The organism is Streptomyces sp. iso_384 (assembly GCF_056172905.1).
The window spans coordinates 3,991,615-4,007,677 of record NZ_JBWBTT010000001.1; the positions used below are offsets into that span (position 1 = coordinate 3,991,615).

Below are 16,063 nucleotides of genomic sequence, written 5' to 3' on the forward strand. Positions count from 1 at the left end.
TGTAGGACACGGTCTACTAACTGATCGTTTCAGAATGAGGTTCGGAGTCGTCGCAAACAGATGATGCTGCATGCGAGTTGGAGTAGTCCGAGGTGGAGGTCGGCACGTTTCTCGTAGCGGATCCGGAGGCGTTTGAACTGGTGGAGCCAGGCGAAGGTGCGCTCGACGACCCATCTGGTCTCGCCCAGACCGGATCCGTGGGCGGTGTCCTTGCGGGCGATCTTCGGTGTGATGCCACGGGCTCTGAGCAGGCGTCGGTACATGTCGTAGTCGTAGCCGCGGTCGGCGAACAGTAGCCGCGGCCTTGACCGTAATTGACCGGTAAATGAACGAAGTTGGGTTGCGGGTGCGTTCGTGTTGCGGTCACCGTGACCGTTCCGCGAACGATTACTTCCGCGACCGCCAGGCCCTCGTCACGCATCGCCGCGAGCAGTAGACCGCGTTCGAACGGCGGTCCACCCCCGCCACCCAAGTGGCTCCGCACTCCAGGCATTCAGCCCGGCCGACCCCGCTCAACTCCGCGGCCACACGTTTCCGCAACCGCTGGTCCTGCCGCCACTGCCTGCAACGGCAGGCCGCCGAGCAGAACCTCGCACGAGTTGGAGCCTCCGAAAACAGGCTCTCCTGCCCTATGCGTGGGTGCCCTGACCAGCCTTGATACGGGAAACACGCCGTCCCCTGCCATCCTTTGAGTTCTCTAGGCTCAAGTTGGATCAAGCAGGAAAACGGCGTGTCCCTCTTCAGGATATGGAAGCGGACCCTGACGGCGGAGAACACCGTGGTCGAGGGCGTCCGGATCGATGAGAACGAACAGTGTGTGGTCGTGTCGGTACGGCCCGATGCCCGCCGTCGGCAGCGGTGCGGGAGCTGCCGCCGTCCGGCCGCCCGGTACGACCACGGCCGGGGCCGGCGCCGGTGGCGCGACCTCGACCACGGCGTGATCCGGGTGTTCCTGGAGGCCGAGGCGCCGCGGGTGGCCTGCCGCGAGCACGGGGTGACAGCCGCCGCCGTACCCTGGGCCCGCCACGGCGCCGGGCACACCCACGCCTTCGACCGGCAGACCGCCTGGATGACCGCCGAATGCTCCAAGACCGCGACGGCCCAACTGATGCGTACCTCCTGGCGCACGGTCGGCAACATCGTCGAACGGTTCGTTGCCGACCGCGACCGGCACACCGACCGGCTCAACGGGCTGCGCCGCATCGGGATAGACGAGATCAGCCACCGCAAAGGGCAGAAGTACATGACCGTGGTCGTCTGCCACGACAGCGGGAAGGTGGTGTGGATGGCCGACGGCCACGGCAAGAGCGTGCTGCACGCCTTCTTCGACGCCCTCGGCGCCGAACGCACCGAGCGGCTGACCCATATCAGCGCCGACGGCGCGCTGTGGATCGCCGAGGTCCTGACCGAGCGCGCCCCGCACGCGCTGCGGGTGATGGACCCCTTCCACGTGGTCGCCTGGGCCACCGACGCCCTGGACACCGAACGCCGCGCGTCCTGGAACCGGGCCCGCCGGGAACTCGGCGACGCCGAGCGGGCGCGGGCCCTGAAGGACTCCCGCTTCGCCCTCTGGAAGAACGAAGCCGACCTCACCGACCGCCAGGCGGTCAAGCTCACCTGGATCGCCGCCACCGACCCCCGCCTGCACCGCGCCTGGCGCCTGAAGGAAGCCCTGCGCGCCGTGTTCACCCTCGCCCGCACCCGGCCCCGGGCCGCCCTGAAAGCCCTGGACCGCTGGATCAGCTGGGCCCGCCGCTGCCGCATCGACACCTTCGTCGACCTCCAGCGCAGGATCCGCCGGCACTACACGGCCATACGCGCCGCGCTGACCACCGGCATGTCCAACGGACTGATCGAGTCCACCAACACCAAGACCCGACTGATCATCCGCCGAGGCTTCGGCTTCCACACCGCCGAAGCCATCATCGCCCTCGTCATGCTCACCCTCGCCGGAGACAAACCCACCCTCCCAGGACGCCAACCCCAGACAGAATGACCCACACATCAGGCAGGAGAGCCCGAAAACAGCGGCCTGCCGCAGCCCTCACAGAACCGTATCGCGACTTCCCCGATGCCCCCGGTAACACGACCGATTCGACCCTCACCGGCCCGCGACGGCCGGTTGGTGGCCTGCCGTGCAGACCAGCACGCCACCAACCGAAACCGCCTCGATCCGCTCAGCCCACCCGCTGAGGGGAATCCGGCAGAGGGGCAAGGACCGCCAACGCGCGGTCCATCAGCTCCTCGAACGAGGTTCTTCCCCCGAGCAGTTCCTCGACGTACGTGAGGATCGCCCCATGGCCGTCCCGCACAGTCACGCCACCAAGGGTGAACTCGACGACGCTGTCGTACTCACCGTCCTGAACCCGCTGACGGCCGAGAGCGGCCCGGGATCCGGTACGGCGTCGCAGCTCGGCCTCGACCCCCGTCTCGTGCCAGCGGCGCGCGAGGTCCCGGGCCTCCAAGAGTTCGCTCTCGGGATACCTGCCGCGGATCTCGTGGTCCACGAGCGCCTCGAACAGAGCGGGCGAACCCGAGTCGACCGCCTCACTCAGGGGGATGAGGTCATCGGGGCGGCTCTGGCCCGAATCTGCACCATATCTGAGCAGCAGTTGGGCGATGCGCCCGGCGTGCATCCGGACGGCCAGGCAGAACGCGGCGTCCAGGTAGTCGGACTCGCTGTGCTCGTGGAGAAGGACCCTCACCAGGTCCGTGTCTCCAGCCTGGACCGCGGAGATCAGGGAGGACTGGCCACCCACCGCATTGCTCGTACCCGTACCCACGCCCATGAGCCTGCTCCCCCGTAGCGTTCTCGCAGCTCAGTGTAGATCTGCCGAAATCGGCCCGCCGGGGCGGACAACAGGGTGGCGCGACCTGGTTGCCTCAGATGCAACATCGTGGCAAGGTTCTTGATCACCACGGCGTTCTACCGGCCGCACCCCACCCCGGCGAAGCCCCTGGACCCGTCGGTCACTCGCACGGGGGAGGACATTCACGAGCGGGGGCACCCCGTGCGGCTGCTGGGCCACCCCGACCGCCTGTGACGTGTCCAGTTCCCTGATCCTGCCGCCCGTCCAGTTCCTGCCCCGGCTGCCACCGGTCCGGGGCAGCGTGCGGGCGACGGAGAACACCCCGTCGAGCACGAGTCGGAACGCGACGAGGCCGGCAAGGCCCCGGGCCCCTTCCACGTTCTCGTCGAGTGCCACTCGGAACAGCTCGCCTCGCTGCACCTTGGTCACGGCCTCCCGCTCACCCAGACCGAGGACGTACCGGGTGACCGCGTCCAGGTCGAACGGGCCCTCACGCAGAGGCGATCCGGTCACGGCCCGGCGCAGCACGTCCAGCCGCACCAGAGTCTCGCGCAGTGCCGGATAGAGCGGGGCCTCGCCGATCCCGGGACCGTAGAGGTCCTCCAGGATCCCGGTGGTGGTCCGGCTCGGCGGACCGGCTGTCCTCGTCGCCGTCCTCCCAGCCCATGATCATGTCTAGGGAGTCGGCGCTGCTCCCGGGGACGAGGGTTCCGGCGAGTCGAGCAGCAGCCACGTGGGCGCCGAGGTGTCGGGCTCTCCCCGCTTCACCCGGATGAGCCTGTGCTGCTCGGGCGTCAGCCCCAGTTCCTCCACGGGCAGTTTGTCGCGCAGGAGCGCCGCCTGTGTGGACTGCGCCAACGACAGCGTCATGCCGATCGCTTCGAGTTCCGCGACCGACACCATCCCCTTCAACGGCACCACCGGCGGTGGAACGACGGGGACGGGAGGCAGACCGGACGGCGCCGCCGTAGCGGTCTTGACCTGTTCGGGCACGACCCGCACGCCGAGGCGTTCCGTCAAGAGCTCCGCCACCTCCCGCAGCCGGCCCGCCGCGCCGTCCGGGCCGAGGCCCGGCCGGACGGATTCGCTCCTGTAGCGGCTCAACTTGTCGTTCACCGTCCACCGCTTCAGCTCCGGGCTCCACCGGACCTCGCCGGACCCCCGGCTCATCCCGGGCTCCGACCGTCCGGACTCCCCGAACCGGGCCGCGATGCCCGTGTGCCCCAGCCCGTCCAGGTCCTTCCGCAGTCCGTCCGCCGCCAGGTCCGGAGCCACACTCCGCATGCCAGCGAGCAGCGCGTCGAACTGCTCCGGCATGATGATCCCGCTCGGCTGCTCGCTGCCCAGCAGGATCTGTCCGTCCTCGGTCACCGTGTAGATCCACACGGTGTCCGGGTTCGCCGTGACCAGCAGATCGGGATCGGCATCGTCCAGGGGGATCCACAGCGGATTCACCCGTACGTCGCCCTCACCGTCACGCTCCTCGGGCTTGACGCGCTTGGGGGCCACGCCGTCGCCGTAGACGAGCAGGTCATGCGCTTCGGCGCTGCTCCCGTTGTAGTGGTCCACGCCGTTGTAGTGCACCTCGATCACACGGGATGCACCGCTGGGACCGGCCCGGCGGGTGTCGGCCAGACGACCGTCCCAGGCCACCTCGACCCGGGCCCCGAAGGTGTGGGCGAGCAGGGGCAGGAAGATCTCGCCCACGTCGGTGATGTAATCCTCCTCCCAGCGGGCGACAGCGCGCATGACCGTACGCATCTCCGCGTCGTCCAGTGGAGCCGCGCTCGTCGGGTACAGAACGGCCAACTCCGCGCGCAGTCCCGCCTCCGAGCGGTCGATCAGCATGTCCGCGTCCACACCGTGGTGCGCGAGCAGCGAGACGAGCCCCGCCCGGTGCAGTCCCGCGATCCGGGCCCCGAATTCCGCCGTCGTCGACAGGCGCAACTGCCCGATGACGGATCGGGGCAGACGGCCTCCGCTCCCGGTCACATGGGCCTCGACGGCCTTGCGCATCGCGCTCACGACGGCGGTCTCCGGGCCGCCCGGGTAGTGCCCGGTGGTGGACTGGACGACCGCTCTGCCGCTGAGCCCTCCGCGTACGGCGTCGGCGTCGCCGAGCCAGGCGTACGCGGCGGGGTCGGACTCCGCCAGAGCGGGCAGCCGGCTGCGTACGTATCCGGGGTCGCTCGCGATGAATGAGTGGAAGAGACACTCCCCGGTGGCCGGAACCCGAACTGGCCGCCCCCTGGCAGCACCGTCCGGAGGCAGGGCAGACGAGGGCTGCACCGGCTTCGGCTCCGGCTGAGTGCTGGCCTCCGTCTTGTCCTGGACCTTCGGCTCCGGCTGAGTGCTGGCCTCCGTCTTGCCCCCGGCCTTCGGCTCCGGCTTCGCGTCCGTCACCGCCCCCTCCCGTACCGCCAGTCGGTAATGGCGGTCCGCCAGGCTGAGCACCACGTGCGGCCGCGGGCCGCCGGGCGGCAGGCCCAGGGTCCCCGCCAGGTGGCCCGTGGGATCGGACGGTCCCGGGCCGAAGTCCTGGAAGCGCCCCGCGTCGTCCACGACGGTGATGTCCACCCCGAACGTCCGGGCGGCCAGCACCGGCAGCAGGTCGGCCGCCCCGTGGTTCCAGCCCGCCTCGCCCTCCGTGTTCCCCGGGCGCATCAGCTGGGCGACGGCCAGCGCGGCCCGGGCCGCCGGGTCCGGGGTCACGGAGTGCGGCATCAGTCCGCCCAGCCCGTCGAACTCGCGGCCTCCAGGAGTGTCCGCCGCCAGCGGCCCGGCCCCCCGCAAGCCCGCCCCGGTGACTTCGGCGTCGCTGAAGGCATCCATGACATCGGGGGCGACGGCTTCGAGCAGGTCCGCGTCCGAGGGGTCCATGAGCCTGGCGGTGAGCATCCGCAGCACGGCGTCGGCCGCCGCACGCCGGTCGCCGAGGTCCACCCCCTGTTCGGTGAGCAGGCCGGGCGCGCTCCTGCTCAGCCCCTCCACCAGCGCGTGCAGGAAGGCGTCCCCGTCCTCCGGCACCTCGTGCAGGGCGTACGTGACCTCGTCGGGCGAGGTCAGCCGGGCGTCCGGACCGGTGCCGGTCCTCGTGTACGCCGGGAGCGCGGGCGGCACCGGGGGCGCCGGCACAGCGGGCTTCAGGTAGGTGACGGCCGGGGGCTCGGTCCTGCCCTCCAGGCGCTTCCGGCCCTCGACGGTGGCCGCTTCCTGGTGCCACCGGGTGAGCTGGTCCGTCCCCGCCCTCACCCGGTGGTACTCGGCCGCGGCGTCCTCCGCCGTCGTCCTCAGTGTGCCGAGCAGCGAGCGCCGGCTATCGAAGGCGGTGACGGCGGCGTCGTGCCGCCGGATGGCCGCCCCGACCCGGCGGTCCGCGGTGGCAAGCGCCCTTCCGGCCGTGTTCACCCGCCGGTCGGCCGCCGCCTTACGCTCCCGCAGGGCGGCGATGTGGACCTCGGCGGGCGAAAGCCGTTCCCGGGAGATCCGTTCGGCGGCCGCCAGGGCCGCACGCGCCTCCGCCATCTCCTGGCGTGCCAGCTCCGCCCAACCATCGTGGGCGGCCTCACCGGTGTCCGAGGCCTCGGCGGCTTCGAGGGCTTCGCGGGCCTCGCGTATCGACTGCTGACCGGCGCGCCGTATCCGGTCCATGCGTTCCTCAGCGGCCTCCACGGCGTTGTGGGCCGCCTCGGCCACGTCGTACGACTGGGCCAGCTCTCGGCGGGCCGCCCCGGCGGCGGTCTCCGCGTCGTCGAGGGCGATCCGCGCCGCGTCCCGCTCCTCCCTCCGGCCGATCGCCGAACGGCGCTTCTTCCAGTACGCCTTGTCGGCGTCGACCCACGCCTTGCTCGCCTCGCCCACCGCGTCCCATGCGGCACCCACCCGGGCGGGGAAGTTCGTGTCGTCGATCAGGCCGAGTTCCCTGGCGACATCGTCCCTGACCCAGGTCAGGGCGTACGCCTCCGAGCCGACCGCCTTCGGGCCGGGCCTGACATGGCCGAAGGTGCCTCCGACGAAGCGTCCGACTCGGGTGTCCTTGATGCCCCGACGCACATCGGCGACGCTCAGCCACGAGGTGGGGACGGCGAACAGGAACACCCGGCCCGTCTTGGGTTTCGTGTTGATGGAGGTCAGCTGGTCCGCCGAGGTGGGCAGGGTGTCGCCTTCAGCGGCGTACGGCCCGGTGCCCGACCCGCCCATCTGGTGCATGCCCGTCTTGTCGGAGCTGATCAGCACGCCCGCCCCGAGCGCGGAGTCCTGGACGTTCTCCCGTCCCACGGACGACGCCGCGCCGGCGCCGGTCCGCCGGAGCATCTCCATCTTCTGGCCGTCGGCGACGGTCAGCAGCCGGGCGCGGCTGAAGTCGGGCTTGGCGTACAGCTCGAGCTGAGCGCTCTCGGTGCTGACGATGTTCTTCTCGGTCAGCCCGGGGACGCCGTATCCCTGGGGCGTCACCGCACGGTGGTAGTAGGCCGTGAGCGCGGCGTTGCCGGTCCCGTCCTCCAGCGCCTGGGCCGAGCCGGTGCCCAGCCGGGTCAGCCCGGTGTCCCTGGCCCGGCGTGCGGCATCGGGTCCGTCCACGGAGAACCCCGCGTCGTACGACAGGGCCAGCGCGTAGGTGTTCGCCACCTGGATGTCCGCGAGGCCGACGATCCGGCGCACGTCGAAGCCGGTGGCGGGGAAACGGAACGGCTTGAGGGTGCCGTCACCGTGCAGGGTGTCGGGCCCCAGCACGTACGGCGGGACGCCCTGCCTCGGTGCGGCGAGCCCGGTCAGGTCCGGGGGCGGCAGCAGATCGGCGTCCGGCTCGCCGTCGGGGGCCATCAGGCTCAGGGGGACGTGCTCGCGCAGGGTCCCGGCGGGGTGCGCCACGCTGATGACCTGCTTGCCGCGGAACCGGTCGAACCCGGTGCGTACGGGCCCCCGTCGCCCCGGTGCCGGGTCGTCCGCCTCCAGCGTTATCCGGAGCGTGTAGGGCGTGGCGATCTCCGCGTACGGTTCCGTCGAGGCCGCCCGGAACACGGTCAGGGTGGATTCCGTACGGCTCTCGCCGCTGGACTTACGGTCGGAGCCGGTCTCCGTGAACGTCGGTCCCGCCGCCACGGCCCCCGTGGGGTTCTCCGTGTGGACGGCCTCCCCGACGAGGTAGCCGAAGTCGGCACCCTTCGTGGACTCGGCACCTTCGGTGACCGTCTCGATGGCCCGCCGGTTCTCCTCCATCTCCACGCTGTGGTCCAGCATCTCGAACGTCGGCGTACCGGGTTCGAGCTGGACCCTGATCCGGATCTGCCGCTTGCCGATCCGGACGCTGTGCCAGCCCCACGCTCCGGTGCGGGCCGGGACCGAGGAGCCGCCGCCCGTGGTCTCCTTGTCCAGGGATCGCAGGACCCGGGACGAGACCAGGGTGCGGACGCGCTCCCGGCCGACGTCGTCCAGCCCGAGCACGGCCACCTGTTGTTCGAAGGCGGCGAGCGCCGCGGTCGGGTCCAGCGCGTTGACGGCGTACGTACCGAAGCGGTCGTCCCGCAGCCACGGTTGCGGGGACCAGCTGTGGCGGGTGTAGCGCGGCACCTCGCCCATGCCGTCGTCGATCAGCCCAACGAGGTGGGCGCTCTTCTCCGGCACATGGGCCAGCCAGCCGCCGGGCACGGTCGTCATCCGTCCGGCCGCCGCGGCGATCCAGTCGGGAACGAGCGGCCTGCCCGCGGCACCGGAGCCGAGCAGGCTCGCCGTCAGGGCCAGCCAGTGCTCGGCGGCGCCCGACACGAGGACCTGGTGGCCGAAGCCCTTGCGGTTCATGTCGTGGACGAAGGAGCGGGTCACGGTCCTGCTCGACTGGTCGGCCGTCGACCAGGGGCTGGCGACCAGGCCGTAGGTGCCGAGCAGTCCGGGCCCTGCCGCGTGGGAGCGCGCGTAGACGAGCTGCCCGCCGACGAAGAAGGTGCGGGTCTTCGTCAGCTTACCCGCCGTCTGGCCGGTGCCGCCCAGCACCATTTCCGTGTCCATCGGCACCGACCCGGTCAGCGCCTGGATGCCGTCCACCGCCGTCAGATGCCGGAAGGTGGCCCAGAGCGTGGCGTACGGGCCCTTCCCCATCAGCCCTGAGGCACTCCAGCCCAGCGGCCCGGAGCTCTGGTCGAAGTTGGCCGTCAGGTACTGCGGCTGGAAGGCACGGAGTACGGCCTCGCGGGTCGGCGCACCCTCCTCGGTGAGCTGCCAAGCGCCGCCTGACCCGGCGGCCATGGCCTGCCCGAGTGCCGAGACCAGGGCCGGTGACGGCATCACGCCGATGGTCAGGAACGGATGGTTCTGCAGGTCCCGGAACATCTGCGAGCCCCGGCCGTCCGGTGTCACCGGGCCCGGGTCCCCCACCAGGTCGGAGGCGCGCACCAGGCTGCCCGGCCTGGACAGGTCGCCGAGGGCGAGTGCCCGCGCCCGGTCGGGCCGCAGAGTGCGTACCGGCTGGAGGGCGACGCTCGCGTAGGGGTTGGCAGCAGCCCGGCGGTGCGGGTCCACGGCTGGCGCATGCGTGCCAGGGATGCTGATGAGCACCTGCCCGGTCCGGGGCCCGCCGCCCACCTGACGGCCGCCGGGGGCCGTACCGATGAGCAGGTCCTGCGGCTGCCGGAAGACGAACGGCTGGGTGCCGAGCAGCCCCAGCGTCGCTGTTCCGCGCAGCAGACCCCGGAACCGCCAGTACCCGCCGCGGTCCACGGTGATCGAGAGGTCGTAACGGTAGAGGTGCGACGGACCGGCACTCACCGTCATCGGCTCGTGCGTGGCCGTCGCGCCGAAGCTGGTCTCCTCGTCGACCTGCCAACCCCAGCGCACGCCGGCGCTCGGCCCGCCCGCGTTGTTCGGTGCGCCGATGTCGTCCGTCATGGGGTCACGGAAGGCGATCAGCCCCTCGACGCCCGCCTCCCCGATACGCTTGGCGCTCTTCTGGCCGTCCACCCGCTCCACACCGACCGAGCTGTAGCGCAGCTTGAAGTCGTCCTGCACGCCCTCGAAACGGCGGTTGGTCAGCTCCCCGTGCAGCCAGATGTAGCGGTGGCCCTGTCCGATCCGGCCCGGCTCGTTGAACCGGATCCGGATGCCGGTCGTGGTCAGCGCCTCCAGGTTTCCCGCCATGCTCCGGTACGACAGGGCGCTGAGGACCTCCAGGGTGTTGGCGAGGGCCGTGCGGTACTCGTCGTCGTTCTTCCACCGCGTCGTCGGCGCGGGGCGTGCGCCGGCGGACGGACCGGGCGGGCCCAGAACTGCGTTCGCCCGCTCCCGCCAGGTCCTGTGCTCCGGCGGCGCCAGCTGGTCGAGCCGTGCGACCAGCCCGGGATAGGCAGCCGCGAGAGCAGTCAGCACCTCGTCGGCGAGGGTGTCCAGGAGGGTGCGCTCCCGTCCCGTGGCTCCGGTCGGCCCGGTCTTCGTGCCGTCGCCGAAGGCGAACTCCTCCACCCGGTGCATGCCCAGGGTGGGCGGCCTGTCCGGGGTCAGGTACGCGGGGGCGAACGGTTCTGGTGCTCCCGCGCGCAGCGCACGCCGCAGGCCGTCGTCCCAGCCCGCCAGCCGACGCGCCTCCGTGCGGGTCATCCGGTCGACGCTCCAGGTGTGGAACTGCTGCGGCCGGGAGCCGCTGCCGCTGCGCTGGACGTACACCGTCTTCCGGACCAGGTAGAGACCCGTCGCATCGCCCTTGACCTGGCCGGCCGTCTTGATCGCCCCGGAACCGCCGAGGCCGGCGGTGCGCGACACGGAGAAGAGGTGACGGAACGCCGCGCCGAACTGGAGCCGGAGATTGAGGGCGCCGTTCCCCAGGTCGAAGAAGTTGAAGGCCGGGCCCGCGACGCCGTCGATTCCGAAGGCCGCCGTCTTCTGGACACTCCGGTCGTTGCGTACGGCCAGGGTGTTGATGTCGCGCATCTCCGCGTCGGGCGTCTCCGTGATCAGCGTCGCCCGGCCCGGCACCACATCGACCACGAAGACGCCCAGCGGCGTACGGGTCCTGTCATCGGCGAAGAGAGGCACGGTGGTGACCCGTCCCCTGGACAGTGCGGGGCTCTGCCGCTGGAAGCTCAACGAGGAGAAGAAGGAGTTCAGTTCACCGTAGGCGGTACTGCCCGGTGCCACGCCGATCTCCTGGGCCGCCCAGTCCCGCATCCGGGAGACGGGGCCGAACCCCTCCGTCCGGACCAGCCGGTAGACCGACTGCCGGCCGAGCTCCATGGAGCGGGGGATGCGCCCGGGGGCGGCGGTCGCACTCATCACGCTGTCCGGCAGCCGTACGGACAGCCCGTCCCTCACCGCGAACCCGAAGACCGCGGGCTCGGGACCGGTCACGATCCTTCCGTCCGCATCGGTGACCCGCAGGTCGTAGTAGACGTGGTCCAGATACACCCGCGAGCCGTCGAGCGCGCGGGTCTCCGTCTGGCTCGTCCCCTGTTCGGTCTGTCCATATCCCACCCGGTCGGTGAAACCGAGCCGCAGACCGAGCCGGCCGAAACCGCTGAATGCGGCCGCGCCCACGGGCCCGATGGGCCCGCCGAGCGCGATCTGGAACGCCGACTGCATGGTCTTGCTCTGCCCGGCGGTGAAGACCGAGCGGTGCATCCCGTCCACCTTCACGGGGCTGCCGTAGGTGTCGGTGAACTGCTCCCAGTCGCCGTAGTGGCTCGCGACGACCGACAGCTTCCGCGCACTGCCGTCCTGCGCCGTGTACGGGAAGACGCGCCCGTCCCCGGCCAGTGTCTTGGGCTCCTGGGTGAAGGCGTACGTGACGTCGGCCATCAGGTTCGAACCGGCCGGGCGGCCTTTCTTCGGCTGCTCGGGCCGCACCCCTTCGGACCCTGTGGATAGCAGCCGATCGATCTCGGCCAGCGCCTCGCCGGTGCCGCGCAGGACGACGTCGCTGTGCCCGAAGGTCATGCCTCCGGAGACCAGTTCGAGGAGGACCTCCGGAGGGGCGTCCTGCACGAGCTCCTGCACGTCGTCGATGTACGCGGGCATCCGGGAGCCGTTACCGAAGTCGGTCCGGTCCCGCCGCCCGCCGAGCGGCCGGGGCAGGTCCCGGTCCAGCACGGGGGGCCGGGTGCTGGGGAGCACGGGCGCGTACGGCTCGGCACCAGGGGCACTGCTGGTGGTGGCCGGACGGCGGACGGGCGGCGGGGAGGCCACGGTCGCCGTCGCGGACACGGTTGCCGTCGCGGTCGTGCGCGCGGATGCGGATGTGGGTGTCCTGGTGGGTGTGGGCGTGAGGTCCCCGATGAGTGTGCTGATCAGCTGCAGATGACGGCCGCGCAGCCCGCCCTGGGCTAGCCCCTCGGGGGCCGGGCGCCGGTAGTCCCCCAGGAGGCTCCCCTCCACGTCCGGGCGTTGAGGTGCGACCGCGTGCCGGGACTCGTCGCGGAGGCCGAGCATGTGCGTGATCTCGTGCGCGTAGTCGTCGGGTTCGGCATCCGCCCACCAGGCGGACCGGGTCATCTGCTGGTCGCGGCCGACGAATTCGACGTTGAGCCCGTTGGGGTGCGGGGCGCTCTCGACGCGCACCACCGTCACATGCAGGAGGTCACCGTTCGGCAGCCGGTGACCCGGTGCGTTGATCGCGGTATCGACGCCGCTGAGCACCTTCGCCCAGACGCCGTCGGGCATCCGGTCCGGGCTGCCGACACCGACCTCGACGGTGAGGTCGGTGACACGGTCGCCGCCCACCGCGAAGCGGCGTACTTCGAACTTCGACCTCACCACGAACTGCGTTGTCCGAAACTGCTGTTGCGGATCCGGTGGCGTCGACACCGGGTCGACCCAGGTGTGCGAGCGCGGCACCGGTTCCACCCCGGCGCGCGCCGCCTCCCAGGCGGGCGACCCGGGGGCGGCGTCGGCGGTGGTCCCTGAGACGGGGCCGGACGCCCCTACCGCCTCGGCCCCGTCCGGGGCCAGGTCGGCATCCGGGCCGGAGAGTCCGGGCAGGTCCCCCTGCTGGGGCCCTGCCCCCGGAGCGGGCAAGGACGACGAAGAAGTCGGCAGAGCGGTCGGCGGGGAAGGGAAAAGGGGCGGGGAGGACGACGGTGAGGACATGCCGGGGAAGCTCGACGACGTAGCGGACCGGTCGTCGGACGCCTCGGCCGACGAGGTGTCCGGCGACACGGCCGGTGCTTCCGGCGCCGCCGGTGCGTCGTGGGTCCCGGCCCGCCGTTGCTCGGGGCGCACCGGATCGGCGATGGGCAGGGAGGGCTCCGGCGTCGGCCCGGTGAGCGCGTCCGCGCCTGTTTCGGCGTCCGTGCCGGTGTGCTCGGCCGGGGCTTCGCCGGTCAGCGGTGCCGCGTCCGGTTGCGGTGCTTCGGAGGAGGTACGCAGCCCTGTCGGGGGCGCCGGGTCGTCTTCGGGCACGGTCGTGGTCGTGTTCGTGTTCGTGTCACGGGGTGCCGGGGTGAGTGACTGGTCCGTACCGTCGGACAGGTACTCCTGACCGTTTCGGTCGGCCTGCTGGTCAGGCAGGCCGGTCACATCGTCGTCTGTCAGGCCTGTCGCGTCGGTCCCGTCTGTCAGGTCGGTCCGGGAGGACTGCTGTGACTGGCTTCCCGGCGTACCGGGCGATGCGTTGTGAGCTCCGGGGGCGGATGCGGGTGCTGTCGTGTTCGGGCCGGCCGAGGTGCCCAAGGGCGTCGGCGCTGTGACGGTGTCGGATTCGGCGTCGGTTGCCGGTGAGGCGCCGTTCACCTGCTGGTGTGTGCCGTGTTCCGTGCCCGGCTGGGCGCCGGTGTTCCGGGTGGGCTGTCCTTGCCCGGGCAGGTCCTGCCCGGTGGTGTCGTGAGGGATGTCCCGTGTCCCGTCCTGGCCGAACGGTGCGTCGCCCGGGTCGGTATCCACGTGCGTGGCGTCCCTACCACCCGGGGTGTTCGAGTCCGGTGCGGTGGAGGAGCCCTTCGGCGTGGTGAGCCCCTGGGGGAGGTCACTTGTCGATCGTGGCACGTTCGAAGGCGTGTCCGGCGTGAGGCCGTCGGTGAGGTCCTGCGGCGTGAGGTCCGGTGTCGTGAGGTCGGCGTTCGAGACGGGCGACGGCCCGGAGGTGCGCTCGGACGGCAGCGTGGACGGGGTGAAGGCCGAGGAGGTGGACGGCGGCACGTAGGGGGCCGGTGGCCCGCTAGGGTCGCTGAAGCTGTTGCCGTTGAAGCCGTTGAAGCCGTTGCCGCTGTTGAAGCCGTAGCCGCCGAGGTTGTTCGTGTCGTTCGGGCTGTTCGAGTCCCGGGTGGTGAGGTCGAAGGGTCCGGACAGTACGTCGCGGCCACCGGTGGGCAGGATGTTCAGCGCGGACGGCGACGTGTACGGCGGCGGGGGCGTGTACGTGGGCGGCGGGATGCTGAGACCGCTGCCGATCCCGCTCGGGAGTTCGGTCGAGACGGTGTTCGGGAAAGGCACCGCGGGATCCGGGGTGAACAGGTTGCTCTTCAGCGCCGACGGGCCCTTGACATCCGGGCCCACATCCGGCTTCACGGACCCCGAACCGCCTCCCAAGCGGCTGTCAGGGCCGGGCAGTTCGTTGACGTCGGTGAACCGGTCGTTGTTGAAGTAGTTGTTGTAGATGGAGAAGGCCCCGGCGCCGATGGCCAGCCCCGCGCCCATGTCGAACACGGTGCTGGTGCCGGAGCCGACGAACGTCTCCCACTTGAACTCCCACTTGTCGTAGAAGGCGCCGTTGATGATGACTTCGGCGGTGCTCTCGGCTGCACCGCCGACCACGAAGGTGGTGACCACGACCGGCGGACCGTTCACGATCCCCTTGAACACCAGGCCGTCCGGGTCGATCTTGAACTTGCTGAAGACGTCCCCGAGGAGGTCCTTGAAGAAGTTCTCGAGTGGCTTCAGGAACTTGTCGAAGACCTCCATGAAGCCGGCGGTGAGCGCGCCGAAGGCGCCGGCGACGGCGACGTCCTTCCAGTCCACTCCCCCGGGCTTCCGGCCCCCGGTGTTCAGCCCGATCTGCGCCAGCCGGATCCCCAGCGCCACGATGGCCTCCTGGATCGCCTGTCCCAGGGGCGACCCGGCGGGCGACATCCGCAGCAGGCGGTCGATGATGATGAGGATCGCGAGCTTCCTCCGGGCCCGCGCGAGAAACATCTGCGAGACCGAGGCGCCGCCGGTGAACGCGATCAGCGCCGCCAGGATCGCCAGTTCGGCGATCAGCATGATGATCTCGGCGATGATCTCCCACTTGGACGCCTGGATCTTCTGCGAGTAGTCCACCTGGCCGTTGGCCAGCTCGTCGAGCTGGAACAGCAACTGCTGGACGGGGTCGGTGCCGCCCGGTTCGTCGGTGAGCATCCGCACACTCTCGATGTACGGACGCGCCACCTCGGGCGGCAACGCCGCCTCCACCATCTGGATCGTCTCCCGCGAGGCGGCGCGCAGATCCATCAGGCCCCTCTGGAGGGCCAGGTAGAGCTCACGACTTTCCCACGCCAGATACTCCCTGGCCTGCAGGGGCATCTCACCCAGCAGGATCCAGAGCATCGTCCGGACGTCCGGCGGAAACTCGATCTCCTCCACTCAGCGTCTCACCTGCCCACCGGCGCAGTGAAGCGCCTCGTCCGTCTTCCGACCGTGAGGCCGGATCCGATCGACGGCGTCGGTGCGGGTGCTCTCGACGTACTCCAGATCGGTGAGTGCCGCCGGGACCAGCGTGTGCAGTGCCCCGTACAGCCCCTGGGTGACATCGGCGCACAGGACCTCTTGTCCGCCCGGCACTTCGGACGCACCTGCCGGGCGAAGTCGTCCGCCCAGCCTGTCCACGCCCTTGGTCAGCGGAGCCCGCACCGTCCGCAGCTCCGCCTCGGCACTCCGGGCGGCCGCGGCCACGCGCTCTTCGCCCGGCGCCACAGAGGCCGACAGGACGGGGAGTTCGACGGAGTCCGCACCAACGGCGGGCGCGACAGGGATCGTCACCCCTGCCTTCACAAGGGCGGCGAGAACTGCCGTCGATCCCGTTCCGGCCAATGCACGCGGGCAGCAAGCTCGTCGCATGGTGCACACGCTAGGTACGTCAGATGACGCCGGGGCGACACGCACAGCACGGCACCGCAACCACCGGTGCCTCGGTGGACATCCGCTGTCCCCCCGGGCTTCACCCAGCCCGAGCCGAGGCCCTCCCGTACCGCCCCGGGCGTCCGCGAGAACCGGGTCGCTCTCTGCGGTCTTCCACATGGTGGGGTGTTCCTTTTCTGTGTGGTGCCCGGTCTACTGGGGTCTCTTCGGGGCGGGGTGGG

General features: G+C 70.9%; 5 protein-coding genes and 1 pseudogene. 2 read left to right on the forward strand and 4 right to left on the reverse strand.

Annotated elements, in window-relative coordinates; all coding sequences use genetic code 11:
• Positions 1–29: 29 nt before the first annotated feature.
• A pseudogene (locus AC0VY3_RS17825) lies at positions 30–314 on the reverse strand (transposase); the annotation flags it as partial.
• A gap of 416 nt (positions 315–730) precedes the next feature.
• On the opposite strand from AC0VY3_RS17825, the gene AC0VY3_RS17830 reads away from it, so the two are divergent.
• Positions 731–1,996 (forward strand): ISL3 family transposase, encoded by a 1,266-nt coding sequence (locus AC0VY3_RS17830; RefSeq protein WP_475550012.1) that lies wholly within the window; start codon positions 731–733, stop codon positions 1,994–1,996.
• Positions 1,997–2,177: 181 nt separating this feature from the next.
• Here AC0VY3_RS17830 and AC0VY3_RS17835 read toward each other — a convergent pair whose 3' ends face one another.
• Positions 2,178–2,789: an ankyrin repeat domain-containing protein gene (locus AC0VY3_RS17835; RefSeq protein WP_103512427.1), complete on the reverse strand. Its 612-nt coding sequence runs from the start codon at positions 2,787–2,789 to the stop codon at positions 2,178–2,180.
• Positions 2,790–2,897: 108 nt separating this feature from the next.
• On the opposite strand from AC0VY3_RS17835, the gene AC0VY3_RS17840 reads away from it, so the two are divergent.
• On the forward strand, positions 2,898–3,044 hold the full coding sequence (locus AC0VY3_RS17840; protein ID WP_181011095.1) for a hypothetical protein: 147 nt from the start codon (positions 2,898–2,900) through the stop codon (positions 3,042–3,044).
• 441 nt (positions 3,045–3,485) lie between these two features.
• Here the strand turns inward: AC0VY3_RS17840 and AC0VY3_RS17845 are convergent, their stop codons facing one another.
• Positions 3,486–15,347 (reverse strand): hypothetical protein, encoded by an 11,862-nt coding sequence (locus AC0VY3_RS17845; protein WP_475550013.1) that lies wholly within the window; start codon positions 15,345–15,347, stop codon positions 3,486–3,488.
• Positions 15,348–15,743 carry a hypothetical protein gene (locus AC0VY3_RS17850; protein ID WP_146065974.1) on the reverse strand — a complete coding sequence of 132 codons (396 nt, stop codon included), beginning with the start codon at positions 15,741–15,743 and terminating at the stop codon, positions 15,348–15,350. It abuts the gene before it with no gap.
• Positions 15,744–16,063 lie beyond the last annotated feature (320 nt).

Coding starts and splice junctions, on each gene's coding strand:
- AC0VY3_RS17835 (WP_103512427.1), bottom strand. CDS start 2,789: ATGGGCGTGGGTACGGGTACGAGCAATGCGGTGGGTGGCCAGTCCTCC.